Genomic DNA, 26,762 nt, shown 5'->3' on the forward strand with positions numbered 1-26,762 from the left:
CAGCCCTTGAAACGGGGCATCGGTTCCGCGTGGTCGTCGCCGCGGCCAGATGCATTCATGTGTTCCCGGCTGCGGCGGGCATCCGTGGGGGACACGATTTCATCGAGCGGGCCACGGCATTCGGGTGTGCGCCGATGATCTAGTAGTGCTTTGCACCCTGTCAGGTCACTTGCTCGTAGAGGACCCCGTGCTTGCTCCGCATGAGGGCTTCGATCGATGCGGCGAGGTTGGTGTCGTGCACCAGCAGCCCCAGTTCGATATTGGTGTTCTCGGCGCTGTACGAGAAGTTCGCACTGGTGAGCAGTGTGATCGCGCGGTCGACGATGATGAACTTGGCGTGGCTGACCAGCGGACGGTGGCCTCTGGGTGGGGTCAGTGTCCGGAGTACGGTCGCCTTCGGCAGGTGGGCCGCGACGGCTGCCGGGGAGCCGGCACGGGCATCGAGGTACACCGTGACGCTCAGGCCGGGGCGCACTGCGGCGTTCCTGAGGGCGGTCCACATGCCCGAGTGTGGCGTGAAGTTGAAGCTGGAGCAGACGATCGACATGCGTGCGTCGTCGATGATGCGCTGAGCTTCGCTGGTGAGATGGCCGGTCGTGGCTTCGACGCCGGGCATGGTCCAGACGGGGGAGATGGCGGTCCGGACGGATCGTGCGCCGGCGATGGCCCGGAGTATGGCGACCGAGTCGTCCCGGTGCTCCGGGCCGAGTTCGGCTGCGAGGAGTAGGCGTTTCGCCTCGCTGCGGCGGGCGGCGTGTACTTCTTTCAGCGCTTGGCTGGTGGTGCCGCCGGCTTGTAGGACGGTGGCGAGTCGCTGTGCCTCGTAGGCGGTCAGGAAGGCACCGAGCGCCGTGTAGGGGTCAGTAGACATCGATGGTGCCGAAGAAGCCGGGGACCCGTTCGTCGTCGATGGTGGGAAGGGTGAGTAGGAATCTGCGGTCGAGGAATCGGTTGGCGCGTTCGCAGGAGGTTTCCGAGGCGAAGCTGCAGCAGTGGCAGGCCGCGCCGTGTAGGAAGTCCTCGCCGTGCCGTGGTGTGCGTTGCCCGCAGACGGGGTCGGAGGAGCAGCGGGCTGCTCGGCGCAGTGCGTCGAGCAGGAGCCCGTGTAGCCGTTCCGGCTGGCTGAGCGCGACGAGGCCGCCGAGGGTTCCCTCGCTGTCGGAGGCCGTGGTGCAGATGAGCAGTCCAGCGGCGGCGGGCCGGTCGGGGATGGCTGGCCAGGCGTAGAGGCGTTCGCTGAGGCTGGCGGCTCCGTAGCCGCAGGACATCGCCATCTCGCGGATGAGGATGTGGGCCAGGCTGTGGATCAGCCAGTAGCGCGGGGCGGGGAAGCGGGTGTTGGGGTCGATCTGGGCGGCGGTGGCGGAGAAGCGTCGGGAGAAGTTGTGCTTGTGGGCTTCGCGGTGGGCCCGCCACAGCGGGGTGGGCAGGATTTGCGTCTCCCAGGCGGCGACGGCGTTTTCGTCCAGTTGTATGAAGATGCCTTCGCCGCGGTCCTCGGTGGCCGGCACCCAGGTGGGTCGGCCGTCCCGGGTGAGCTTGACGAGCCGGCTTGCGAGGTCGTTGACCCGGTCCATCTCGTCGATCCGGGTGAAGCCGATCACCGCGTTGACCTTCTTCATCCGGTTTACGGCGATGACCCGGTGTACCTGCTTCGGGAGGGCCGCGGCGGTAGGCATCTCGGTGACCATCAGCCCGCTGGCGTCCTGTTGCTGCGTGAATAGGCTCGGCTTCTGCAGGTAGTCCCACTCGGGCACGAGCAGCTCGACCGGATCCCAATCGCGTAGCCTCTCCCGGCGCTCTTCCTCCGACGGTGGTGGGGCGAGCGCCTCGGCCGCCGCTGCGATCAGCTGCTCGTCGATGACTCCGGCAATATCGCAGTTGCTCCTGACGAGCAGCGAACGGAGCACCTTCGGCAGGGCCGCAAAGTCGGCCAGTTCCTCCGGGGTCAGGTACGTGCGGAGTTTCGTGGCGAGCGCGGCTTGCTTCTGCTCCTCGCTGCGGGGCATGACGATGATCGACTGGGTCGAGGCGAACCAGAGGTTGGACGCGCCCATCATCATCAGCGAGGTGTCCAGCCCGCACTTGGGGTCGAAGGCGTTCAGGTGCGGATGCCGCCCCCGGCAGGTCGGCAGTTTCCGTTTGCCGGCCTCGCCCTGAGCCTCGCCCATGCCGCGCCGCTGTTGGCAGCGTTCGCAGGTGATGACCGCGCCGGCTCCCTGACCGATGTTGCTGTCGCGCAGTTTCAGGTTCGGGTGTGGGGCGGCGGCGGGGCAGGTTCTGCCGCGGTGCACCCACAGCGCGTACGGGAACTCGTCGAGGTGGCCGTTGGCGCAGGCGAGCAGGTAACGGGCGGGCACCGCCGGACTGCGCCTGGCCTTTCCCTTCGTGGGAGCCTTGACCTTTCCCTTCGCCGCGCCCGTGAACGTACGGCCGGGGCAACTTGCGTGTTCGAAGGTCGCCAGGTCGGGCCGGAACGGGTGGGTGTTCGTGTAGCTGAACCGCGACAGCGGCCCGAGGTAGTCGCAGCCGGTGCACCGCAGCCACTGCGGGAACACCCGGGCCGGGATGCCGAGATCGGAGCCCTCCTGTGACATCGCGCGGGCCTTGGGCTGCCACGGGAAGGGCCGCAGTTGCTGCACGCGGGACCCGAGGTGAAGCTGAACCACCTTGAGTAGCCGTGGTTCCTCGATCGTCGGTACGGTGGGCCGCCGCCGCCAGATGGGCTCCCAGTCGTCGAGGCCAGCCGGCATGATCGAGAACTGCGGCAGGTCCATGATCGAGCCGACACCGTAGGTGTAGAGCAGCGACGACGGGCGGGCTGAGCCCACCTTGGCCCGGTTCTTGACGTTCGACTGCTCACTATCGGCAAGTGGGTCCAACGGCTGCGCCGACTCGAAGATCATCTGCTCGTCGTCGGTCACTCGTCATCTCCTTCGGGCAGCTCCCACGACGGCGCGTCGTCGGGTTCGACAACGAAAAGCCGCTCGGCTATCGGGCTGACCAGCAAATTGATCTCCGGCTGGACCTCCCGCATCGAGTGCGCGACGACGAAAGGCGCGCGGTCCGGCTGACCCTGGTGGGCCTTCGCGTTCTCCGGGCTGATCAACAACGGCAGGTAGCTGTCGTTGTCGCCGGTCCGCTCGTAGACCAGGGTCTTGCTGAGCTTCCCGGCGTACCTGGCCCGGGCGTTCCACTGGTCCATGCGGTTGACCAGCCGCTGGTGTGCCTGCGCCATCAGATCGTCCAGCTGGGCCGCCCTTTGAATTCGAGCCTGCAGCCGATCGACCAGGGCGGCGAGGGCCTCCTGCTCGTCCCGGACCCGCCATGCGGTCCGCTCCGGAGACAGCCCGTCGGTGCGGTGCGCCTGCAGCACCCGGGCCGCACTGACCAGCACCCCGTCGATGCCGCGATCCAGAGCCGTCGGCGAGAACGGGGTGACCGAAAGCGCCTCCACCTGCGCGTAAAACGTCTCGTGATAGTGCCGGAACTGCTCGTAGTGAGCCAGGTCGCGGGGCCGCGCCCAGTTCCCGAGCGCCACGACCAGGCCGGGCCGACCGCTGTCCTCACCAGGGCGGCCGACGTCGCGGCCTACCCGCGACGACGCCTGGATGTACTCGGCGGTGTTCTTGGGTTGTCCCACTACCAGCATCAGACCGAGCCGCTGCACGTCAACGCCGACCTGCAGCATCGAGGTCGCCAGCACCACGTCGAACGGGTCGGCCTTCGGCCGCTCCACCCGCCCACCGGCCGCCTGCTTTTCGAGCCGCTTCCGCATCGCCGCCGTCGTGGCAAGGTCGGGGTCGAACTCCAACGCCAGGTTGTCCAGGGTGCGGCCGATGTCGACTGAGGCGATCCGGGAGGTCAATTCACCGGTGACCAGTTGCCCGTACGAGCCGAGCCGTCGCGGGAAACCCGAGCCGGGGCGAGGCTGGCGCACCCGGTTCTGCACGTCGTCGGCGACGTAGCGGGCCATACCGGCCAGTTCCCGCGTCGCGTTGAAATAGCCCACCAACGTCATGTACGGATCGGCGGCCGACCCACTGCGGTCGAAGAGCAACTGCCCGGCAAGCAGCAACACCTCGGCGACCCGGATCTCGGCGCTCGACAGCCGAACTCCCTGCGCGCTCACGCCGATGTAGCGCCGGCCCGGCGTGGTCGGGCCGATCGGCAACTCCTGGGAGAAGTACGTGTCCGCCACGTCCAACACCTGCGGCGGGAAGATCTGGACGCCGCGCCCGTAGAGCCCTCGCACCTGGTCGTCGGCGCGGCGCACGGTGGCCGTCGATGCCACAATCATCGGCCGGACCGGCTTGCCCTCGGGGGTCTCCCAAGAGGCGAGGGTCTCGACGACCACCTCGAAAAGCCCCACTGCGGTGCCCAGCGCCCCGGTGATCAGGTGCAGCTCGTCCTGGATGATCAAATCCGGCGGCCGGAGCCGCCCGACCGGTCGTACGGTCGCGGCGGGCAGGTCAAGCTCGGCCCTGTGCCCGGTAGTGATGCTGCAGCCGGCGTAGTCCGGGTGCACGTAGTCGTGCCGACCGCAGTACCGGCCGACGTAGCCGAACAACGACGCCGCCTCACCCTCACGCGCCAGCCGGGCGAACTTGTCCACCGTCGCAATCACGAACGCCGGTGGCATCCGGTAGATCTCTTCGTCCACCGTCAGCATCGGCAGGCCTTCAGCCACCTGACCGCCCTTGGCGAACGGGCACCTTGCCATATCGTCGCCGCAGCGGACCAGCACACGCCGAGTTTCCTGTTTTGGCTCCACGTTCTCGGCACCGATCGGGCTGCCGCACCACGGGCACCGCTGCACCTGCAACACCGTCAACCGGTGCCCGCCGTACGCGTTGGCCTTGTTCAGCTGTAAGGCCGCCTCGTCCCACCGCTTCGGGCTCACGTCGGTGCCGACCCACAGGCCGATCCGGAACGGCTTGCTACCCCAGGTTGCCTCGTCCCGGCGGCGAACCAGCTCCGCCGCGCACACCAGCGTCGTGGCCCGCTGGAACTGCTGGGCGGTCAGCAGCCGCAACGTGTACCGCATCAATACGGCCACCCCGTCACGCCCGTCGAGAGGTCCGTCGGACGACGCCACCACCTGCTGCCGCCGTCGGATCGCGAACGTGTACGCCGCCAGACCCAGGTACGCCTCGGTCTTGCCACCACCGGTCGGGAAGAACAGCAATTCCACCCGCGACAACTCACCACTGCGCGTAGGTGCGGTGGGATCGGTCAACGCTGGCAGCTGCATGAGGATGAACGCCAGTTGGAACGGCCGCCACGCCGACGGCTTCTCCCGCTCGTCGGCCTCGATCTGATGCCGGGCGTCGTCGAACGACAGGCTCGGGTCGGAGCTACGCAACGCCCCGATCCGGGAGTGAACCCGCTGGTCCCGCATGACCTCGTTCATGAACCGGAAGCACCTGAACGCCTCCGGATCAGCCACCACGTGCGCCAGACCGTCCGCCAGCCGTCGCTGCGCGGCACGCGCCTCCTCCACGACCTCCTCCGCCAACTCCCGCAGATGCCCAGGAAGCTGCGCAGCCTTCGCGGCCTCACCATCGAGCCAGGTCCGGTACCCGTCCACCAGCGGCGCGAGCCCAACACGAACCTGCTCAGAGCTGGCCGTGGCCAGCGCATCCATGCCCAGCATTGCGTCAGTCACCGACCGCGCCTGCGTCTGCGGCGTCTCGCCGACGGGCAGCCACGTCGTCCACACCGCCGTTGCCCGCCGTGCCCCCGGCTCCGTCTGCCAGTCCACCGAGCAGGTCCGCCCGACCGCGAACTCCAGCCGGTTGCGGTACTGCAAGTGCAGCCGACGCATTTCGTCGTCGTGCTCCGGCCACTCCTGCTCCAAGACGTCGCGGACCGGCAGGAACACCGCCCCACTCTCCGCCTCGACGTGCAGCTTCGTCTGGAACAGCCACTCGTTTACCGGAATCGTCGGCGGCGTTTCCCGGTCGTTGACCAGCGCAATCTCGATCAACCGTCGACCGAAACGAGCGTCGTCGTAGGCGTCGATCCGCAGACAGACCTGCCCGGTCAACGCCCGCGTGTACGTCTGCCCCGGCGTCAGCCTGGCCACCGTGATGTCTTTGGCGATGCTGACCGGCGTCCGCCGGTACTGCCGCACCGGCTGGCCACGCTTGTCCTCCTCACCGGTCTTCACACTTTCGTAGGTGCCCCACGACGCGGTCACCGTGAACTTGGCCAGGTCGTTCGGCACCTGGAACCGCAGCCCCATCGACGACGGGATCATCAGCCCCCGCCTCGGAGCCTTGTCCTCGGCGTCGTCCTCCTCGCCCTCGACGTCGGTGCCGTCGGCCGACTCGGCTGGAATCCCGCGCTGAGCCTGAGAACCCGCCGCACCGGATGGAATGCCAGCCAAGCTGAAGACGTCTTCGGAACCGGCCGGATCAGCATCGGTCGCGGCCAGCTTCACCGGCGCGATATGCCCCACCAGGTAAAGCTGCCGTGGACTCACCGCCAACAGCTCCTCCGGGCCACCAATTGGGCCGAGCAGCTCACGCTCAAGGATGTCGCCCAGGTTCTCCCGAACGGTGTACGAGGTCCCATCCGGCTCGTGCGCGAGCTTGATGCCTGCTGCCGAGTCAGTCACAGCAGCGTCTCCTGGTCCCCATGGACCGCTGGCTTACGCTGGCGGCCAGTCGCCTTCTTCGCCGCCTTCGGCTGCTGCGCCGCCGCGCGGCGCAGATTCTCCGCGAGCAACCGGTCCAGGATCTCCACCCGCGCCGCCGGGCTCACCGTCCACCGCTCCATCTGGCGGTACGTGTGGAAGCCGTGATCCAGCGGCACATCCGACCACCCGTACGCCGCCATCACTACCTCATCGAGCTCGACGTGAATCTGCCGTAACCGGGCCACCTCCGCGTCGTCCCCGTCGGCGACCCTTGACTCGTTGACCAGGTTGTAGAGCCTCGTCAGCCCGAGCCCGCGTCGCAGCATGATCTCCCGCCGCTCGACGTCCAGCGTGCGGCCTACCTCGTCCAGTCGAGCTGTCGGCTCAATCCGCGGAAACGTCATGAACACATCCGAAGGCGAATAGTTTACGTCCGCTCGCATCGTTGAGCCGTACTTGATGGCCCACATCTGATGCAGGCTCGACGAAAGCACCGCCTGATCTGCGAAGGAGTTGGTCGCGAAAACTCCGAGCTTGTGGCTGAAGACCTGCCCGGTCGGCACCCGCGCCGGCATCACAGATTTGCTAACCAACGCGATCACCAGTACTTCGTCCAGCCCGGCGATCGCTCGTCGAAGTCCGGGGGCGATCTCTGCGAACTGCCACCACCGGTCTCGCCGCGCCGCACGGGTGTTGCGCATCCGCTCGGGTTTAACTAACTGCTCGATTCGGTCGAATGGCTGGCGGAGTCGGGCAGCGCAGGTGACGCAGTAGCCGGTGAAGTCGATTACCCAGCGTGAGGCGGAGCCGTCCGGTCGGGAGTTAAGGTCCTCGCCGTTGAGGTAAGGGAAGACGACGTCGGCGTTGCGCTTGTTCTCAGTGATCCACGCCTGGGCTTCCTCGGGTTCCAGGACGAAGCCCATGCCGAGCACAATGCAGCCCTGGAAGGCGATGTCCTCGTTCTCAGTCAGTTTGGCCGGGGTGCCGTCGACCTGGCCAGCCGGTTCGAGCAGCGTGGAGATGCGCGGCACGACCACCCCGTCCGCGACCCGGTGGGCGGCCTTGGTAACGGGGCCGATGCCGCCCCAGACCGCTGCGTACTCCAGGTTGGCGCTCGCCGACGGCCAAGGGGCGCTCTGCACAGCTCGGGTGATGGTGAAGCCGTTGGCGGCGATGCGCTCGAGGCCGACCTGGCGGGTGTCGCCCTGGGCGATGGTGTTGGTGGCGATCAGACCGAGCGTCCCGGACGGGCGGAGCAATTCGACCGCCCGCAGCAGGAAATAGGCGACCAGATCGGCGCTGCCCCGGGTGCCGTCGGCGATCTGGTGGACGAACCAGTCCCGGACGTTGGTGCCCATCGCGCCGGTGAGCTTCTGGCCACCCAGGAAGGGCGGGTTGCCGATGATGGCGTCAAAGCCGCCATGATCGATCACCACGTCCGGTACTTCGAGCACCCAGTGCAGCGGCTGCCAGCGTTCGTAGTCCGTCGCGACGGTCGGGGTCAGCCCGACCTTGATGATCATGTCGAGCATGACTGTTTCAGGTGCGTTTTCCTCTCCTGGGATCGCGGCAGCAACCGCCGCTGCCAGGTTTTGGTATGCGTTATCCAGAGTCACGCCGGGCCTACCACCAAGGCGCAGTCCACTGGCGATCACACCGTCGGCAGCGGTGCGTAACTGCGCTGTGAGCTCTCGTAGTCGGTTGAGCTGGCGACGTTTGGCGGTGGCGCTGCGCTGAGGGTCGAATTCGCGGACCTCGCTGGCCAGTTCCCGACGGATCTCCGTGGCTCGCCGAACGGTGCCGCCTATGTCCAGGCTGGCAGGTAAGGCCCGACCGTGCTCTGCCGGTTCGATGTGTAGCGTGCGCACCTGGCGGATGTCGGTGAGGCCGAGCAGGGAATTGCCGTGCAGGATCTTGTCGTCGACGAAGGAGAACGGCAGGTCGCGGTCGAGGGAGACCAGCCAGAGGGACAGCTTGCACATCTCGACGGCCATCGCGTTGATGTCCGCGCCGTACAGGCATCGGGCGACGACCTCGCGGATCGCGTGTTGCCCGAGGTCGTGCCGCCCGGCGTTGGCGGGGTCCTCGGCGAGCCACGCCTCGACCAGTCGGGCGGCGAGATAGCGCGCCGCCGCGACCAGGAACGCGCCGGAGCCAGCGGCGATGTCGGCGACTTTGAGGTTGAGGATCTCGTCCGAGCCACGCAGTCTCCACGTGTCCCGGTCCGCAGTCTGGTGTGGGCCGGGGGAGTAGCAGAGCGGTTCGAGGGCGTGTTGGACGACCTCTTCGGCGAGGGATTTCGGGGTGTAGTGGGCGCCGGCGTTGCGCCGCGAGGGGGTCTCGGTGACCACCAGGCCGCCATCCAGGATGACGGTCGGGCGGTCGCGCAGGTCGGGCCGGGTGATGGTGGCCCAGGGCAGCAGGCGCGCGCGCAGGTCTTCGTCATCAGTTACGGCGCGCAGCATGCGGTCGGCGTCGTTGCCGGGGGTGGCCGCGAGCCGCTTCGCCAACGCGTTCGCGCTCGGCGGGCTCGCAGCGGGCTGGTTCTCCTTGAGCCAGGCGATGATTGCGGCGGCAAGTGTGGCCGGAGCCGCCTTGGCGTCGGCAAGCTGCTCCAGCACGGTCAGCGGGATCTTCGGCTCGGTGCCGGTGGCACCGAAGAGGCCGACCTGAGTGTCGCCGAGGACCCGGATGCAGGAGTAGCCGAGCAGCCCTTCATAGATGTAGCCGATCTGTTCCACGCCGACGTCACGGAACGAGATCCGGCGGGCGTCACCGCCCTTGAGTTGGGCGACCTGCACCGAGCGTAGGACGTGCAACATGACCCGGTCGGAGACGGGTAGGGCGAGGGTGCCGTTGTCGCTCGACGCGGTCAGGAACGGGTACCACTTCGGGTCGAACAGCGATCCGCCGTACGCGGGCATTCGCATGTTCTCGAACGACGCGCCCCGGTAGAGGGCCTGGCTGGTGGCGAGCAAACGGTGCCAGGTCAGGTAGGTGCTGTCCAGCGATTCCTCACCCTCGCGTAGCCGGCGCTGGTCGAGGTCGTCGAGTTCACCGCTGATGCCGTACCCCTGTAGGAAGAGCTCGCTCTGCGGCAGCAGGCCGCGCTCCTCGGCGAAGAGCAGGAAGACGACGCGCATCATGACCGTGACGGCCGCGGAGTAGGTGTCGTGCGGGTCGTCCGGAAGCGGATCGCGTAGGCCGCGCCTGTGGTGGTCGGCGGCGGTCTCGGCGAACGCCTGGATCAGCAGCTCGACGGCGCGGCGGACCTGGGCGCCGAGAGCTTCGGTGATCTCCTCGGCTGCCGCGACGGACTCCTCGAACAGCTTGGGGAGCCGCTCGTTAGGGTCACCACCGATGATGTACTGCCGGGCGACGACGGTGAGGAAGGCGTTGCGGGTCAACGGTTCCTCGACCCAGGTCTGGGCGTCGACGATGCCGGAGGCGACCATCGCGTCTGGCCGGGCGCAGACCAGCGCCCACCAGCGGCCGTCGGTGACGATGCCGATCGCGACGCCGGCGCCGCGCAGCATCGCTTCCATCCGGTCGATGGCGGTGGCGGCCCAGCCGTCGGTGCCGGTGGTGTGCAAGCTGTCGCATTTGTCGACCACGCCGACCAGCGCGCCGATGCCGTCCGGCCCGAGTAGCGCGGCCTGCGGGGTGACGGTGATTCGCCGGTCGGGCGAGTGCGCCCTCACCCCTGGTGCGCAGTCGGGACCCCAGGCCAGGGAGGTATGCCAGCCGACGACGTCCCGCAGGACGGTCTGCACCCAGACGTCGCGGACCTCGGCGTACTTGGCCTGAACGGTCTCGTCGACCGGGTCGATGTCGAGGGCCTCCCAGGCGTGGTCGAACGCTGGCCTGGCCTCGCGGAGGACGTCGAGGCGTTCGGGGCCCAGGGCGGGTATGCCCTGCGGCCACACCCGCTTTAGCGGCGGGATGGCCAGGAAGGGGCCGTCTGTCTCGACCAGTTCCAGCCACGTCCGGTGCAGCTCGGTGGCCGTCTTCGGACGGAAGGTACGGGTGGTCCGCATCAGCGTGAACCTCCTCGTCGAGCGTCGGCCGGGGTGAGTGCGAACACCACCGCTGCGGCGGTTGTGTGTGGCTTGACGTCGCGGTACCGCTCGATGATCGTCGCGATCTCCCGCTGCTCCTCGTCGCCGAGCTCGTCCAGCCGGCGGCGCATCGTGTCGATGTCGCGGCGGCGCTGCCGCTGCTGATCATCGGGGAAGAGAGCCAGTTGGTCCTGCATCTCGGCGCTGGTGAGCTGGTCCAGCGACTCGTTCAGGTTGAGGCGGAACGCGGCGAAGATCTCCCGCGCCCGGGTGACGTCGGCCTCCTCGCGTTTGGCGAGCTGGTCGCTGATCCGTTGATGGCGGGACTCGGCGCGGCGCGTCATCGAGTCGAGCAGCCGGGACCGCAGCGGGGACTCCGGCTCGTTCCACTCCCTGGTCAGGTCGGCGCGGACGTCCGCAGCGGCCAGCGTCAGCCTGCCGGCGTCGAGGGCCTGGTCGAGCAGTTGCTCGGCGCGTTCCTCAGCGATGGCACGGCGGCCCCGCAGGCGTACACCGGCGAGGAAGATCTCCTCGTGCAGGCGTAGCCCGCCACGGCCGACCAGCACCATCCGGGTAACGGCCGCGACGAAGGACTCCTCCAGCCCATCCACCACGACCGCCGTGACCCGGTGCAGCGGCGCGTCCGCGCTCCACAGCGAACGCCGCAGCAACCGTTGGGCCTTCTTCACCAGCGGATGACCCAGATGGACGTAGACCAAGTCCTTCCGTCCTGCTGCGGCCTTGTCGTCGAACGTGATCGGCCGCAACACGCCCTGCTCGGAGCGGGTGTCCAGGCCCTTCAACGTCGACTGCCAAGCCGGACCGAGCGGCGGCACGGTGAACACGGCTGCGTCGGTCCGGTCGTCGCCGGCCACCACCAGGGGCGGCTGGTGGCTGATCCGCAGCGCGGTGTCGACCACCCGCCGCAGATTCTCCGGCTCCAGGTGCAGCTCCGCCCGACTGTCGGTGTAGCCCTTCTCCAACTGGGTCAACCGGCTGTTCAGGTCCAACCCGCCGGCCAACGCCTTGTTGATCACGGCGTTGCCGTCGAGCGCGGCCTTCTTTCGCCGTCCGGCGGAGGAGCGGGTGAAGTGGTCCTGGATCTCGTCGGCGATGACCTGGTTGACCGACCCGAGGTCACGCGCGACCGTCACCACCTTGCGGGCGATCCGGCCCATGAACTCCATGTCGGCGGCGTACAGGGTCGCCGAGCGGTCCGGGGAGAACTGGAACACCAGCGGGGTCTGCTGCTGCCCGTACCGGTCAATCCGGCCAATGCGCTGCTCCAACCGTGACGGGTTGAACGGGATGTCCAGGTTGATCAGTCGGTAACAATGGTCCTGCAGGTCGATTCCTTCACCGGCTGCGTCGGTGGCCAGCAGCACCCGCACGGGATTCTTCGGCGACGGCTCGGTGGTGAAGTGCTCGCGGATCAGCTCGCGCTCATCAGTCGGCGTCTGCCCCTGGATGATCTCCAGTACGTCTCCGTAGCCCTGCTGCACCAGCACCCGGTGTACCCACTCCAGCGTGTGGGCGTACTCGGTGAACACCACGACGCGCTCGTTGAGCCAGAACCCGCCCGGTCGGCAGATCGCATCCAATGCCGTGATCAGCTCATCAAGGCGGGAATCGGGCCGGTTCGCGAAGCCCAGCCCCCACTCGGCCAGCCGCTGCAACTCGCCTGGCACGGCGGCGATCAACGGATCGGTGGACTTGCTGTGCCGCAGGGCCGTCGCCTCGTCTTGCTCCCACAGGCCTTCCTCCTCGTCGGCCTGCCCCTCGCCGAGGATGTCGTCGTAGTCCCAGTCGGTCGGCGCTTGGCCCACCGACCGCGCGGTGAGGTACGACTGCAAGGTCATGCCGAACGCCCACGGGCTCGACAAGAACCGCTTCTTGAACAGCATCGCGGTGATATCACCGGACTCGCCGGTCCCGTTCGCCTTCGCACTCTCGGTGAGAATCCGATCCAGCAGAGCGAACATCTCCTGCTCGTCGGCGCGTGGTGTGAACGGAACGATCCGCAGCTCCCGAGGGCGGAAGCCCTTCTCCGGCAAGTCCGACTTCAACCGCCGAACCGTCACCTCCCGCAACGCCCGCTCGTCCAGCAGCGCACCACGGCTGAACCGGCGCGAATCGATCATCTCCAACAGCGCCGTGAAAGACTCCGGATGCCCGTTGTGCGGGGTCGCGCTGAGGAACAGGCGATGCTCACACTTGTCCGCCAGATCCCGGACCGCGATCGTGCGCTGCGTGTCTACGGCGTAGCCGCGCCCACCCCCGATCGCCGACGGGCTGGCCGGCGCCACATGGTGCGCTTCGTCCACGATCAGGATGTCGAACGCGTACCGGCGAGCGGTCTTCGTGCTCGCCGCCTGCGCGTACACGTCACGCAGCATCCTTTGGGCTCGCACCTGCGGCAGCCACGCCATGCTGACGATCACCCGGGGATAGAGCTGGAACGGGTTCGCGTGCAGGCCGTATCGGCGCCGCACCTCCCGCATCATCTCGCTGTTGATAATCGTGAAATCCAGACCGAACTTGTCCCGCATTTCGTCTTGCCACTTCAGGGACAGGCTCGGCGGGCACACCACGATCGCGGTACGCGCCCGGTGCCGCAGCAGCAGTTCCTGCACGACCAGGCCGGCCTCAATGGTCTTGCCCAAGCCGACATCGTCGGCCAGCAGGAGGTTCGTCCGGGGTGAGGACAGCGCCCGTCGCAGCGGCTCCAGTTGGTAAGCCTCCACCGTTACACCACTGTGGAACGGCGCCTGCACGCTACGGTCGTCCGCCGAGGTCACCGCGCCCCAGCGCATCGCGTCGACGAATCCGGCGAGGGTGTTCGGGTCATCGAAGGCATCCGGGTTGACCTGCGTCGGTAGTCCCTGGGCAGGTGTGACGGTGTGGCCGACCTCCAGCTCCCAGACGACCGTCAGCTCCTCACCCAGCCGGTCTTCGTCGAGCGCCTGAAGGGTGACCGCGTGGTTCAGCGCGGCCACAGCTTCGTCCGCCGGGCTGCGCGGCAGTCCTTGCGGCTTGACCTGCGCCACCGCCCAGGTCGACCCGCGAACCTCGACCACTTGTCCCGGCCCAGGAACCAGACGAATGTCAGACGCTGGCGAGAGAGCCGCATTGGCGATCGAGGGAGCCATGCGCAGACCATAGTGGACACGAGGCTGACACACATTTTTGTACCTGTCGCATATTGGATTGCGTCATGGCGTGTCACCAGCCAGTCGGGCCGCGTGACTGAACCGCCTCAGGGGTTCAGTGACCTCCGCGGGTGGCTTCGCGGCGGTGCTTGTTGACGAACGTGAAGCGGTTGGGGTCGAGGCTACGGTTGGCGAGTTCGGCGGCTTGGACGGCTTCCTCGTACAGCTCCATCTGCCTGTCGGAAGCGTGTGCTCCGGCGGGAAGCCGGCGGATGAAACCGTGCACCTGGTGGGCGCTACGTGGGGCGGGTGCTCCCATCTTGGCGAGGCTCTGCGGCTTCAGCACCTCGACGGTCGGCTGGTAGCGGATCAGGTCGACCAGGCTGTCGCCGCTGCGTGCTGGGTACCAGAGGCCGCCGTAGCTGTCCCGGCCGCCGCGGACCTTCCGGATCCGGCCAGCCTTGATCAGGTTGGTGGTGGCATCGTTTACCTGGCCGGTCATCCGGTCGGGCATGCCGAGGCTCTGGCAATTGCGGACGAGAGCGTCCTCGGCGAGTGTCGCGGTGCCCTGTGGGCAGAGATGGCCGAGGATTCGCAGCGTGCGCAGGACCCATCGTTCGACCGAGACTGGTCCGGTGGCGTGCCGGGGATCTCCGTCGGGTTCCAGTTCCCGGGTGACGACCTGCCTGTCGAACTCGTGCCGGAACTCGGTGCCGTCGATGCGCTCGGGCCGGCGCAACGGTTTCGTGACGGCGGTCATGGTGGTGCTGTCGGTACGCCAGGTGAAGTCGACGAGTAGTCCCGGTTGCAGGGACGCGGGCCAACGCACCCCCTCGAGCTGCCATCGGCCGCCGACCTGACGGAGCGTGACGTTCTGCGGCCGGGTCGCGGCGCTGAGGTGTTCGAAGTAGAGGCGCAGCCGTCTGGTTTCGTGCGACGGCAGGATGGTCCCATCGGGGATGGGACAGCGCCGCCGGTTCACGTCGTCGCGGGTGACGGCTACCTGCCAGGCGGCTCTGACCGTGCCGGTACGGATCCGGTCGCCGGTCGGCAGCCAGCGGGCGGACGCGGATTGGCCGGGGCCGGCCAGGCGCGGCACCACCGGCCTGGCCGTCGGCTTTGCGGGGGTACCGGTGGCATTCGTGCCGGGCTTCAGTTGTCCGGATATGGGAGCTCGCGGAGCGGGTGCGATCAGTATCGCGTTCAACCGGCTGATCAGCTCCGGTACGCAGGCGGCACACGAGTCCCCCCGGGCGGCTGCCACGCAGGTGGCGGTGTGCACCAGGCAGACGTCGGCGACCGGCCGGGCCAGGCGTGGTTCGTTACGGGCCACCCGGTTCGCGGCTTCGATCAGCCGGGAGATACGTGCGGCTCGCTTCTCTGACTGCTGAAGCCGCAGGTAGACTTGGCTTCGAAGATCCTCCCGGAGTCGGCTGGCGATGACCTCCATGGCGCAGCCCATGGCGTACGCGTCGTCGGCTTCAGCCAGATCCGCAACCGCCTTGTGCTGTTGGTCCGCGACCTGCTTCTCGAGGCGCCGGCGGTCCTTCCTCAAGCCGTCGGTGACACGCTTCGCCCGGTGCGCCCAGCGCTCCAGGACAGCGGGGTGCGACAGCGCTCCCAGATTCGGGTCCGCGCGCCGGGCTAGTGCCGTGACCACGAACGTTCAGGGTGTTGGGGTCAGGCTGCGTGGGTGGTGGGTTGGCCCCATCGTCGTTGTCGTTCGCTGCGGATTCGGGCGCGTTCGCGGCGTTGGGCGGCGAGAACGTCGGGGTGGCGGGCGTTGGCGTTGCGCCACCGCAGGTAGGTCTGTAGCCGACGCGCCAGGACGGTGTGGTTGGGGTGGTTCGAGCCGGCGATGACGAAGGTGCGTAGCGGCCCGAACTGGGCTTCGATCGGGTTGGCCCAGGAGGCGTAGGTCGGGGTGAAGCAGAGTTCGACCTTGCTCCGGGCGGCCCACCTGCGGATCTTGAGTCCTTTGTGCGCGGACAGGTTGTCCAGGATCACGTAGATCGGTGCCCCGTCGGGTCGAGAGGCCCGGATCGACTTGAGCGCCGCCAGGGTGTTGCCGGCGCTCTTTCGCCGCCGGACGACACCCCAGAGCTGGTCGTCACCGACTGAGTAGCAGCCGTGGAACTGCCGGACGCCGTGCAGCTTGTGGTAGTTCGCGGGCAACCGGTGCGGGTGCCCCGCCGGTGCCCAACCTGCGCCGGCCTGCGGACGGATCACCAGGGGCCCGAACTCGTCGAACGCGAACACCCGCTGCGGGAAACAGGTACTCACGTACTCGATCCGGGCCAGTTTGGCGTCCCGGTGCGGATCGGTGGACTCCTTCCACGTCTTGGTCCGTTGGAAGGTGATCCGGTGTCGGTGCAGGATCTGCCGCAGCCGTTCCCGCTCGATCCGGACCCGTCGAGCGGAGTGGACGCGCAGGTGATCGGCGAGCTTGCGGATGCTCCAACGGGTGAACGGTCGCCCCAGCTTCTCGGGGCGGGTGTTGGCCGTCTCGACGATGAACTGCTCTTCGTCAGGACTGATCTGGCGGGGACGGCCACCCGCCCACTGAGGGTCCAGGCTGGCCATCCCCATCTCGTTGAACCGGTGGACGACCTGCCGGATCGTGTCCTCATCGGCTTGCACGAGACGGGCGATCGCCGGCACCGTGTTCCCACCAGCGGACGCGAGCACGACCATCGCTCGCCGCAGTCGGATCGGTGAACCGGTGCCCCGGCGGGTGATTCTGAGCAGCTGCTGACCCTCCAGGTCACTCAGCCGCCGCACGCGTACAGGATCTGCCACCGCCACAGCCTGACCCCCACGACGCCGCCCGACCAGCAGGCCGGACGGCGTGTCAACCAACACCGTGAACGTTCGTGGTCAAGGCACTAGCTCGGCGAGGTGCTCGACGAACGACGTCTCGCTCAAGCCGCGGAGTTCCTGTGTGTCAGCCGGTATGCGATGCGCGCTGGGCGGGTCCAGCACGACCATCCAGTCCCAGAGCGTCTCGGCCGGCATGTCCCGTCGTGTTCGAGTGAGGCCTTCCTCCTCCTCCATCACCTCAGTCAGCTTCGCCACGAACGCCGACCGGCGGAACCTCGACAACAGCAGAGCCGGGAGCGGATCCTGAACGGGTAGGGCGTTACCCGTACCCCGTACGAGGCGGTCCTTCGTCTGTTGCGCCCGACGTTGGTTCGCGATCGCCTGCTGCTCCCGGTGGAGTGACCGGCGAATGCCGGCACGAGCGTCGTCGGCCAGGCTGATGCCCTCCCAGCCCCTTCGTTCCAGGAGTGCGTCGGCGAAGGCTAGTGCGGCCGGATAGGCGTCCGCCGCCGCCAGTTCGGTGAAAGCCTGATTCTGTTCAGAAGTGAGAGTGCCTGCCGCGCGAGCGATCACGACCGTGGCGAGCTGACGAAACCCCGGCTTGGGTTGCTGAAGATCGATACGTTGCGGCGGTTCCATCGACGTGGCCGCGACGGCCGACGACTTCGACGGCAGTGCCGGGCACTCCTTGGCGACAGCAAGCTGGTAACAGTCGGAGCAGGTCGGCGCTGACCAATCGCCATCGGCCACCGCGACGAAGCGCGTGGTCTTGACGATGTCACAACCCGCACAGGTATACGCGTCCGCGGCTTTGAGCCGGAACTGTTGCCACTGGCCACGGGCGGGCAGCATCATCGCGATCTGCCAACCCGTCGCCACGTTCTTAGCCGTCACCACTACAAGTTACCGACCGAACACGAGCTCGGGCGTTGTGGCAAATCGCACTCCGTATCGCCCCAGGCAATGATCGACGTCGCCCGGGAACCGGGCGCCGTCGCGGTTGCCGGCGAGATCTTTTGGCAACTGAGCCTCAGCCCGCCCTCGACCTCCTGCGGAAAGTTCGCCGGCGGTCCAAGCAGGGTCGGATGCCAGCTGCCGCGCGACCGCTCAGTCGGCTCATCAGCCTCGGCCAGCCGGGATACCAGCCGTCGGTCCGGTGCCGTGTCATCCTCACCGCTGCGAATGCCGTACTCCTGGAGAGCAATGGCGTAGATGTTCGAGGGCAGGGTGCGGACCCCGACTCCGGCGCGCCTGCCGATCATGCCCTCCGTGTCTTCTCCGCGCAGCAGCGCGGCGATCACTTTCCGCTCGTTGCGGTTGACCCGCGCGGCGAGGCGGTCACCGCGTAGCCCACGTTTCTGCGCCTCCTGGTAGCACCAGGGCACGATCAACAGGTAACGTGCCCGGTTCTGCAGGACCGACGTGCCGGGGAACAGCAGGTCGCTGAACGCGTCGCGGACCTGGCCGACGCCCAGTTCGTCCCGGCTCTCCGTGTCGCTGAAGAGCTTGAGCAACTCGCGCATGCGTTGTTGATCCTCGCGCGAGGTGTCCAGCCAACTCAGCCCCGAGGTCATGAGCGCCTCCCGCCTGCTCCGGTGACGTCGACAAGGTCGCTGAGCGGCCCCGTGGGCAGGGCGATCCAGCCCTCGGCCCCTGCGACCTGCCGCTGCTCGTCGTCGGGTCGGGTCGCCCTGCCTGTCGCGGCGGCACGTGCGTTGAGGGCCGCGACGACCGCGTCGAAGGCGTCGTGGCTGCGGCGACACAGCGCCTCAAAGGCGCCCAGTTCCAGCCAGGGTGCGGCCGCGCAGAGCGCGGTCACGAGGTCGGCATGCTGCGTCTTCTGGCCCCGTCCCTTGTAACCGCGGTACGTCAGTCCCCAGCGGCACAGGGCCGCGGCCGGGTAGACCTCGACGAGTTTGCCGTCGCCGCAACGGTCGACGTCCTGGCCGGCGGCGGCCAGCATCGCCAACAGCCCGGCACCCCGGAAAGCGGCATGAGCGATACGGTCCGCAGCGACGCTGAGCGGAATGATGCCGGTCGTCTCGCGTACCACCTCGTCGGTCAACCGGTAGGCCAGACGACGCCGCCACCGTGCGGCATCGCCGGCGACGGTGACGTGGCCGGACCGGTGGGCCGTGACGAGTGCGACGAAGGGTTCCGGCCAGCCGAGTGGGCAGTCCAGCCCGACCTTGTCCGCGTCCTGGCTGGCCTTCACGATCTGGGCGTCGCCCACGTCGAGGACCAGGTTTCGCACCACTACGCGGTCCGACAGCCATTCGATGGTCGCCATCGCCGTACGCTTGTCCGCCGCTGCGAAGTCGACGCCGAGGGTCAGCACCGCAATACTCTAGGTGCCGCTCATGTGCCGAGAAATGGATCGACCGACTGTCGTTGTAGGACGTTCAGGTACGCATGACCCCCCGGATCGGCGAGTGAGAGTGGCCCGGTCCGTGTGAGTGATTCTGCGCGAGCATGGCCAGGGCCTACCGTGAGTCCGTGGCCAGCTGGCTGTTGATGATCCATGTGGTGTCTCCGTGGGTGCTCGCGCGCTATGGGACGAGGCCGGCGCGCGATGGGCTGGGCCGGACGCCGTCCCGTGAAGCTGGGGCCTGACCGTGAACAGGAGGACTCACGTCACCCCGTTGGACCAGACGACTCAACCAAGATCAACCTCGTCCGCACCACCCGACCCCGGAGGACACCGTGACCTACGACAGCCGCCCCGACACCCTTATCCACAGCCTCCGCGTCGGCACCCTCATGGGCGCCCCGATCAAGGAACTGATCGCCCGGTCCACCCAGCACGACCTGTCCAAGCTTGAGCCGCCCGAGGTGGAGACGTACGACGAGTACGTGCCGAAGCTCCAGGCGGCCGAGTACGGCAGCGACAAGTACCGAGCCTGTCTTGCGGCGATGGGCGACGGCCTCGCTCACCACTACGCGCACAACGCGCATCACCCGGAACACCACGGCCGTGGCATTAACGGGATGACCCTCGTGGACCTGATCGAGATGCTGGCCGACTGGCGAGCCGCGGCCGAACGGCGTGGCAGCGACCTCGCCGACAGCATGCCGAAGAGCTTCGAGCGGTTCGGCATCGACGCGCAACTCGCCGAGATCCTGACCAACACGGCCCGGCATTTCGGCTGGATCGCCGGCGAAACCACCCGCACCGACCGATAGGACCGCCGCGACCCACCCGCTGCATCTGCAGGCCACCCGCACCGCCTGGGCCCTCCACACCGGCCCGCCAAGCGCTCGACGCCCACGTCGGCCGGGAGGCCCACACCGCCGTCCGTAGCGGCGTCGCGGTCGCTGACAACTTCCGCTGCGTTTCGGACCTCGTGGCGGCCGGATGCCTGGTGGGACGCCCCGCTGTGACGAAGCCCTGCGTAGCGGGCCGATGCCCGGAATTGGCAGGCCCGGCCTTGGAACCTCGTCAGTGTGACGCGACCATTCCCGTCGATCAACGCCGCGCATCAGTGGGTGCTCACCGGGTGCTCCGGTGCCGGGGACAGGCTCGCAACGGACGGACTGAGTGGGACACCGTCTTGAGGAAGCAGGGCCACGAACACGAAAAGATGGAGTTCAGCGACCGGCATGGATTAAATGATTCAACCAATACCAATCTCTTAATCCGCGGGTTCGGGGTTCGAGTCCCTGGCGGCGCACCACAAAAAGGCCCTGACCAGCATGTAGCTGGACAGGGCCTTGATGTTTGTCTATGTAGTTTTGAACCGCCCCCCGTAAACCCCTCAGTAACGCCGTGGGGCGATCACATTCGACGGGGCGGGTGGTGCTGCCGGCCGCTGCCCGTCTATGCGGTCGGCTGCGGGCCAGGGCCGGGGTTCTCCGGATCGTCTGACGTTGGCCTTCCGCCGAGCTGTTCGAGGATGGCGGAGCTGTCCGGGGCGAGGGCGGCCTTGACGATGTAGTGCTTCTTGGTGATCTCGTTGCTTCCGTGTCCGAGTTGGGCGGCGGCGCTGTCGGTGTTGGCCTCCCTGTCGATCAGGGTGGCGACGGTCTTGCGGAAGGTGTGCGGGGTGACCCATTCGAGGCCGGTGTCGGCGCGGGCTGCACGCCACTGCCGGCGGACGTTCGGTGGGGAGAGCCAGGTGCCGCGTCGGGAGGCGAAGATCGCGTCGTGGGGGTTGTCGGCGGCGTCGAGCTTGCGGGCCATCAGCATTCCGACCGCGAAGCGGGGCAGGACTACTGACCGGAATCCCGCGTCGGTCTTCGTCCACTCCTGGCGGAAGAAGCCCTGGCCTTTGACGTAGATGATGGTGCCGCAGATCGTCAGGACGGGGTGTTCGACGGCGAGATCCAGGTCTTCCCACCGCAGCGCCAGGATCTCGCCGATGCGGGCGCCGGTGGCGAGCATGAGGTCAACGATGTCGGCCAAGTCGCTGGTGGGGCGAGGGCCTGACTTGCCGGGGGTCGGCCGTTGCCACCTCCGGATCGCTGAGCGGACATCGTCGAGTTGTTCCCGTTCAAGGGCGACTACGGTCTTGCGTGGCTTGCGTAGGCGGCTGGTGTCGCGAATGGGGTTGGTCGTGAGCGCGCCGCGACGTACGGCCAGGGCCAACATCTGGCCGAGGACGACCTTCGCGCTCTTGGCGGCCGACGGGCGGTCCTCGGCGATCTTGCGCAGGAACTTGTCGATGCGGCCCGCGCTGGCCTCTCGGATCCGTAGGTCACCCAGGGCGGGCACGATGGAGACCCGAACGCTGATCTCATATCTGCTGATGCTCTGCGGCGAGACGCGTTCCTCTGCGGTGATCTCTTCCAGCCACAGAGCAGCGAGCGTGCTGACGTGCGTCTCCCGGGTGATCTCGTCGTCGTTGGGGGCCACGCGGTCGCGCAGTTTGATCTTCAGCGCTCGGATGGCGGCGGGGCCGGTGGTGTCGGTGGCCTCGACGTCGCGGGTCCGGCCGTCATGATCGCGGTATCGGGTTCGGGCGCAGTACCGGTTGGGGCCGAGCTTCTCGGTGCGGATGTTGCCCCAGGTTCCGATGGGTAGTGGGGGTCGGGCCATGGCTCAGCGCTCCGGGTCGGTGTGGGCGTCGAGCCAGCGTTCGATCTCGCTGCGTCGGTAGCGCAGGGTGTTGCCGACGCGGATGGCGCGTGGTCCCTTGCCTCGGCTGTGCCAGGCGTAGAGGGTGTTCTTCGGCTTGCCCAGCCAGGCCGCGACGTCGTCGATGGTCAGGAGGGGGTCGGGTCGCCACTCGGCGGCCGGGGTGTTCACTGCGGGCCCGTCGTGGTGGGTGAGCCGGGCTGGGGGTGTGGCCTGGGGGGATCGTCGGACCACCGGCGGTCGATGGGGGCGCGTCGTACGTCCCCTGGCGTGGGGTGCAGATGGGGCGGGCACGGATCGGGTGTCCTTTCATCGTCCCGGTCCGGGCGGGACCGGGGATCGATGGCGCTGCCGCCGGGACTGGCGTTTCCGGCGGGCACCGCCTGTGCACGTCGATCCACGCGTTGCTGGGTGAAGTCATCAAGCTGGTTAGCGTGCGCCGTGTTGCGCACAAACCAGCTCGCGGCATCGTGTGGGGCGGAGTTCAGCGGCGCGCGAAGGACTGCCACGTCTTCGTGTTGCAGGAGCCATTGCGGGTCGCCGGTGGCGATGGCGTCGCGGATGTTCTTCTGCTGGAAGAACGAGGCGCGGGGGATGATCCGGCCGTCGCGGACGCCGCAGATGAGGGCGATGCACTCCTCGACGAGTTCGAGTCCGGCGTTGGTGCCGGCGGCGGCGACCATGCCGGGGATGTCGATGAGTTCGCCGTGGCGGCGGTAGGGGCGGGCGGTGACGATGACGTGTCCGCCGGGACGCAGGAGTTGGTGGCAGCCGGTGAGGATCGCGGTGAACCCGTCGGCGAGTTGGCCGGGGGTGCGGTAGGCGAGGTTGTCGCTGCTGCCGTACCGGTGGTTGATCTTGCGGACTTGTCCGCGTCTCGGGCCTGGTGTGCGGACGTGGCCGTGGGTGGACGGCCCGTAGGGCGGTGAGGTGATCACCAGGGAGACTTGTCCGTGCAGGCTGGCCGGCAGCAGGGCCGGTAGGGCGGTGGAGTCTCCGTGGTAGATCTCGCCCCGACCTCGCGCACCAGCTTTGAGGGCGTGATGGATGTTGTCGGCTGCTTTGGCGACCCATTCGGCTTCGTACTCGACGCCGACGCCGTGGCGGCCGAGGTGCATGGCTTCGATGACGGTGGTGCCGATGCCGGCCATGGGGTCGAGGACCACGTCGCCGGGGTTGGTGTAGGTGCGGATGGCGTACCGGGCGATGGTGGGCAGCATTTTGCCGGGGTGGGTCAGTGACTCGGGGGTGTACCGGCCGCGTCGTAGGTCGCGGGACGGGTGTTGGCCGGTGAGCCAGACCGTGCCGAGGTAGCCCTCGGCGAGCAGGGCCACCAGATCGGGCCCGTCAGGGTACGGCGGTTCGGAGTTGTGCAGGCCGGTGGCCCGTTGCGACGGACGAGGCTCAGGCATGGGCGTTCTCCTCACCGGTGGCGGTAGTCCCGAACACGACCAGGTCCCGGAACGTCGGAAGGTGCCGGCCAGCGAGCAGCCGCCGTCGGTCGTCGCCTTCGTCGGGGCGCTGCGGGGTGGTGCGCGGTTCGTGCTCGGGGAGCGGGACGAGGAGGGCGGGTATGTGCTGGTGGTAGAAGAGGCCGGCGGCGCGGGCTGCGGCGATGACCGTCGCGCGGTAGCTGAACCTGCCGGGCGGGGGTGGTGTGGTGGTGAGTCCGGCGATCAGGAACCCACCGGGGCGCAGCAGTAGCCGCCAGGTGCTCATCGCGGTCGTCGGGTCATCGGGGGAGTCCCCCTCGGTCGTCCGGGGTAGCACCGCCAGGATCAGGTCGACACCCCGATCGGCCGGGTGAGGAACGCCAGAGTTCGGACCTGCGGAAGGTGAAGGCCACAAGCGCAGACCGTGGGGGTCGGTGAGTAGTTGGGCTGGTATCCGGTGCAGGTAGGTGGTCGCGGCCAGGGCGGCGGGGTGCGCGTCGAGGTCGAGGACTACATCTCCGGCGTCGGTATACCGGCGGATGAGGTAGGCGAGATGGTTCGGGGATAGTCCGTGCCAGTCCGGCACTTCCGGGCTGTGCGTTCGCCCTGTGCGGGTGTGGGGGAGGAGCAACCCGACCGGGACCGGCTGAGGCTGGTCGTCGGGAGTGGTGGAGCTGGGTTTCGGCATGGCGTGTGGGCCACATCCGCCGACGAGCGCTGACACCAAGGGATTACAAATCCGGACCTCGGATTGGAAGTCAGACCCCACGCTGACGAGGAGGCGTTAGCCGATGTTGGCCTGAACCTCGTCCGATGCACGACCAAGGGTCTGCTGGACCGATAGGTGACAGTTTCAGTCACGCGGGCCTGACTGGCGGGTCCGCTGACAGCGATCTGACCACGGGCGTCGCACCGTCGGAGGACACGAACCGTACGACAACCGAGGCACCGATGCGGCCTGCAGCCTCGACTTCAGCTCGATTCTCCACAACGACGCGGGGGAAGCGGACCTCGACAGGACCGAGGTCTAGCTGCATGCCGGCGCCGCCGACGACGAGACTAGGCTGTGTCAGCACGAGCTCGCCGGGCTCGGCAGACCAGAGCGGGTGTTCCATGAAGGCGATGACGCCGTCGGCGGTCACAGTTCGTTCGAGGACCGCATTCGGCCAGCTTCCTTGACCTGTCGACAGAACCGACCAGGCCATCGCGAGCGTCAGAGCATCTACTTCTGTCAGATCATCTGGTATCGGCTCTGTCAGCCCTAAGTGCTCCTGGAGGTCGTCGAGCAGCAGGACGAGGTCAGCAACATTGGCCAAGTCGGCCATCATCGGAGTTGGTAGATGAACCAACCGCTGCCTGCCGGACCAGACGTGCAGCGATGCCCCGTCAACAACGCATGCCTTGACTATCTCGGCCATCGGGCGCAGCGTCGACGGTAATTGTCCGGCCGGACTCGCCCATCCAAGCTTCAACTGCCCAACCAGAGCCTGCCAGCCATCGTCTACCCTCTCGGCTGGTGGCATCTGGTAGCTCATCTGCAGGTGAGCGGTCACCGTGCGGGACACGTCGGTGCCGACGATTGTCGCGCCCATGGAGCCGGCGAGGTGAGTGGTAAAGCTGATTGGAAGGCGACTCACCTGGTTGCCGTTGCTGTCCTCGGCGACCAGGTGGAGCAGTACTGGGGTCGCCAGCTCGGCCTGCGGCGAGCTGAACTGAACCGTTCCCGGCCCGGAGTCGGGAGGAAATAAGGCCTGCAGGTCCTCCGGGAGCACCACCGTCACGTCTTCGACGAAACGCTCCTCAACGGTCACCGAGCCTCCGAATGCAACCGCGTCCAGCCAGCTTTGCTGGACGGCGGCAGCTGCGGTGTCGTCGGCTGTGAACGCGAACTTGCCGCGCACGGTGAAGGTTGCGTCGTTGCCGGGTCGGGGCGTGACCTCGACCCGTTCGTAGTTCTCACCAACTGAGATCTTCCAATCCCACCGTCGAGGTGCCAGCTCGGAGGCCCGCGTGTGAAGGATTCGCTGTCGGCGGAACAAGTCAGGTATGCCGTTGACCATCCCAGCCTGCTCCATACTGAGCTCAGCGAGACGCTGGCTGACTTGGTACTCCTCGCCTTCGAGGAAGCGGCGCAGGCCCTCGTCCTGGTTGAACTGATCGTCGAGCCAGTCGATGCACCGCCGGTCCAGTCTGACGTCCGGGTATTGGGCTTCCAGACTCTCCCACCAGACAATCTCCGCTGGCGAGAACTCAAGTGGGACGATGAGGACCCACTCCGATGGCGAGTGCCTCCTGACGGCATTGGCTAGCGACTTCTTGGTCTGCGACCGCCGTGACCCGGTCATTCGGCCCGTGAAGGACTTCACCTCGTAGACCCGCATGCCATCCCCGGAGAGATAGCGTGTGTGGGTGTAGCTGTCGCGGCCACCGTCGCCCCCGGTGCCATCGACGCCTTGCGCTTGAGGGTCGACCTTCTTGATGAGCATCTTCATCGCGCGCTCGAACCGTGCCGGGTCGCGCGTAGCCGACGGCCAGTGGATCATGAAAGCCCCTCATACCTCAGTCGGCGAATCATCGTAGCCCAGCGCTGATGTGCAGCCGCAACGACACTTGCCCCTGCGACGTAACAGCCATGGAAGCGAGCGTGGATGGCATCGGAGCGCGGCGATCAATAGCGGTAGCCACCCGGAAAGCCTGACGGATTCCGTTTGGCAACTTCGCCCCGTCCGGCCGCGATCGGTCGACGGTGAGACGTCACGTGGTGGAAGACCACTGGGAGGATCGGGGCTGTCGTCCTGGTCCTGGTCGTCTCCGGGACTCGTCGCCGGTTCCCTTCATGGAACCAGGGGATGACGCGCGGGGCGGGCGTGGGCTTCGGGCTGGCTGTCCGCGGTGAGGTAGGCGACCCTACGTGAGGCCAGGATTCTTCGGCGTTTTCGGGCCCCTGCTCAGTCCGGTCGGTGACGGGGATCGCTCAGGCTGCGAGGACATCACGAAAGTCCTTCAGCAAGTTCTCCAACTCGTCTACCTTGGCGGCGAGCTCGTCGAGCTTGGTCTCGTTCTTCCGGTCAACCTGGATGGTGTCCGAAGTGTTGACCTTCCGCAGCGCCCGTTCGGCCGCCTCGCTGCTAGACCCGTTTCGCACCGCATTGATGATCGCAGCTGCCTCGCTCGTCGCCCTATACACGACGACGTACTCGTTCTGATTGCGTGGCAGGTCAATGGGCAGGTGTGCAAGCCCCACATCGGTGAGCGCCTCACTGATGCGAGCCACGACGTGGACCTTGAGTCGGGTCAAGCCGGTTATCTCACGAAGGCTCCACATGCTCACGCGCAGCACGCCGCCATTGGCGTCCACGTCATCCCGAAGCTCCTGCCAGGAGCTGTAAGTCGTTTCGTATTCCTCGTACTCGTCATCCGCGACAGCCACTTGACCTCCCCGCCACTCGAACTCTCTACTAACCATGTTAGTTTAAAAACCTAGTCTTTGCAAGCTAAATTTTTAAACCTGGGGGCGCCTGGGTAGTGACTCGCTGCCTGGCCGAATAGCGTCGATGCGGCGGTCCAAGAGGACGCCCAGGTCGC

17 protein-coding genes are annotated in these 26,762 nt (G+C 67.4%); 1 reads left to right on the plus strand and 16 read right to left on the minus strand.

All coding sequences use genetic code 11. From position 1 onward, the window contains the following. Positions 1 to 160: 160 nt before the first annotated feature. The 10 genes from drmC to J7462_RS26260 form a co-directional block, all read right to left on the minus strand. Positions 161 to 871, minus strand: a complete 711-nt coding sequence (gene drmC, locus J7462_RS26215; protein WP_219467851.1) for a DISARM system phospholipase D-like protein DrmC — start codon at positions 869 to 871, stop codon at positions 161 to 163. Continuing rightward, a complete protein-coding gene (locus J7462_RS26220) occupies positions 861 to 2,924 on the minus strand; it encodes a DUF1998 domain-containing protein (RefSeq protein WP_308291038.1) in 2,064 nt (687 codons plus the stop codon). Before J7462_RS26220 ends, drmC begins: the two co-directional genes overlap by 11 nt. Beyond that, a complete protein-coding gene (gene drmA / locus J7462_RS26225) occupies positions 2,921 to 6,622 on the minus strand; it encodes a DISARM system helicase DrmA (protein WP_219467854.1) in 3,702 nt (1,233 codons plus the stop codon). The genes J7462_RS26220 and drmA overlap by 4 nt, the downstream gene beginning before the upstream one ends. Next, positions 6,619 to 10,680 carry an Eco57I restriction-modification methylase domain-containing protein gene (locus J7462_RS26230; RefSeq protein WP_219467857.1) on the minus strand — a complete coding sequence of 1,354 codons (4,062 nt, stop codon included), beginning with the start codon at positions 10,678 to 10,680 and terminating at the stop codon, positions 6,619 to 6,621. The genes drmA and J7462_RS26230 overlap by 4 nt, the downstream gene beginning before the upstream one ends. Then, complete coding sequence (gene drmD, locus J7462_RS26235; RefSeq protein WP_219467860.1) at positions 10,680 to 13,850, minus strand: DISARM system SNF2-like helicase DrmD; 3,171 nt, start codon at positions 13,848 to 13,850, stop codon at positions 10,680 to 10,682. Before drmD ends, J7462_RS26230 begins: the two co-directional genes overlap by 1 nt. Before the next feature lie 115 nt (positions 13,851 to 13,965). Further along, a complete protein-coding gene (locus J7462_RS26240) occupies positions 13,966 to 15,510 on the minus strand; it encodes a hypothetical protein (protein ID WP_219467863.1) in 1,545 nt (514 codons plus the stop codon). Positions 15,511 to 15,530: 20 nt separating this feature from the next. Then, complete coding sequence (locus J7462_RS26245) at positions 15,531 to 16,649, minus strand: IS630 family transposase (protein WP_308290842.1); 1,119 nt, start codon at positions 16,647 to 16,649, stop codon at positions 15,531 to 15,533. 78 nt (positions 16,650 to 16,727) lie between these two features. After that, positions 16,728 to 17,564: a hypothetical protein gene (locus J7462_RS26250; protein WP_219467867.1), complete on the minus strand. Its 837-nt coding sequence runs from the start codon at positions 17,562 to 17,564 to the stop codon at positions 16,728 to 16,730. Positions 17,565 to 17,566: 2 nt separating this feature from the next. Then, positions 17,567 to 18,244 carry a DUF6361 family protein gene (locus J7462_RS26255; RefSeq protein WP_219467869.1) on the minus strand — a complete coding sequence of 226 codons (678 nt, stop codon included), beginning with the start codon at positions 18,242 to 18,244 and terminating at the stop codon, positions 17,567 to 17,569. Then, entirely contained in the window at positions 18,241 to 19,008 is a 768-nt protein-coding gene (locus J7462_RS26260; protein ID WP_219467871.1) for a DUF429 domain-containing protein, read from the minus strand. The genes J7462_RS26255 and J7462_RS26260 overlap by 4 nt, the downstream gene beginning before the upstream one ends. Before the next feature lie 365 nt (positions 19,009 to 19,373). Here J7462_RS26260 and J7462_RS26265 point away from each other — a divergent pair, with 365 nt between their 5' ends. After that, a complete protein-coding gene (locus J7462_RS26265; protein ID WP_219467873.1) occupies positions 19,374 to 19,853 on the plus strand; it encodes a DUF5662 family protein in 480 nt (159 codons plus the stop codon). 634 nt (positions 19,854 to 20,487) lie between these two features. On the opposite strand, the gene J7462_RS26270 is transcribed toward J7462_RS26265, so the two are convergent. The 6 genes from J7462_RS26270 to J7462_RS26295 form a co-directional block, all read right to left on the minus strand. Next, complete coding sequence (locus J7462_RS26270) at positions 20,488 to 21,705, minus strand: site-specific integrase (RefSeq protein WP_219467875.1); 1,218 nt, start codon at positions 21,703 to 21,705, stop codon at positions 20,488 to 20,490. 3 nt (positions 21,706 to 21,708) lie between these two features. Then, positions 21,709 to 21,915 (minus strand): AlpA family transcriptional regulator, encoded by a 207-nt coding sequence (locus J7462_RS26275; RefSeq protein WP_219467878.1) that lies wholly within the window; start codon positions 21,913 to 21,915, stop codon positions 21,709 to 21,711. Further along, on the minus strand, positions 21,912 to 23,156 hold the full coding sequence (locus tag J7462_RS26280) for a TRM11 family methyltransferase (protein WP_219467881.1): 1,245 nt from the start codon (positions 23,154 to 23,156) through the stop codon (positions 21,912 to 21,914). Before J7462_RS26280 ends, J7462_RS26275 begins: the two co-directional genes overlap by 4 nt. Continuing rightward, a complete protein-coding gene (locus J7462_RS26285) occupies positions 23,149 to 23,865 on the minus strand; it encodes a hypothetical protein (protein WP_219467884.1) in 717 nt (238 codons plus the stop codon). Before J7462_RS26285 ends, J7462_RS26280 begins: the two co-directional genes overlap by 8 nt. A gap of 169 nt (positions 23,866 to 24,034) precedes the next feature. Beyond that, positions 24,035 to 25,669 carry a hypothetical protein gene (locus J7462_RS26290; protein ID WP_219467886.1) on the minus strand — a complete coding sequence of 545 codons (1,635 nt, stop codon included), beginning with the start codon at positions 25,667 to 25,669 and terminating at the stop codon, positions 24,035 to 24,037. 482 nt (positions 25,670 to 26,151) lie between these two features. Continuing rightward, positions 26,152 to 26,607, minus strand: a complete 456-nt coding sequence (locus J7462_RS26295) for a hypothetical protein (protein WP_219467889.1) — start codon at positions 26,605 to 26,607, stop codon at positions 26,152 to 26,154. Positions 26,608 to 26,762: the final 155 nt, after the last annotated feature.

The organism is Micromonospora sp. RL09-050-HVF-A (assembly GCF_019374995.1).
GTDB classification, from domain to species: domain Bacteria; phylum Actinomycetota; class Actinomycetes; order Mycobacteriales; family Micromonosporaceae; genus Micromonospora; species Micromonospora antibiotica.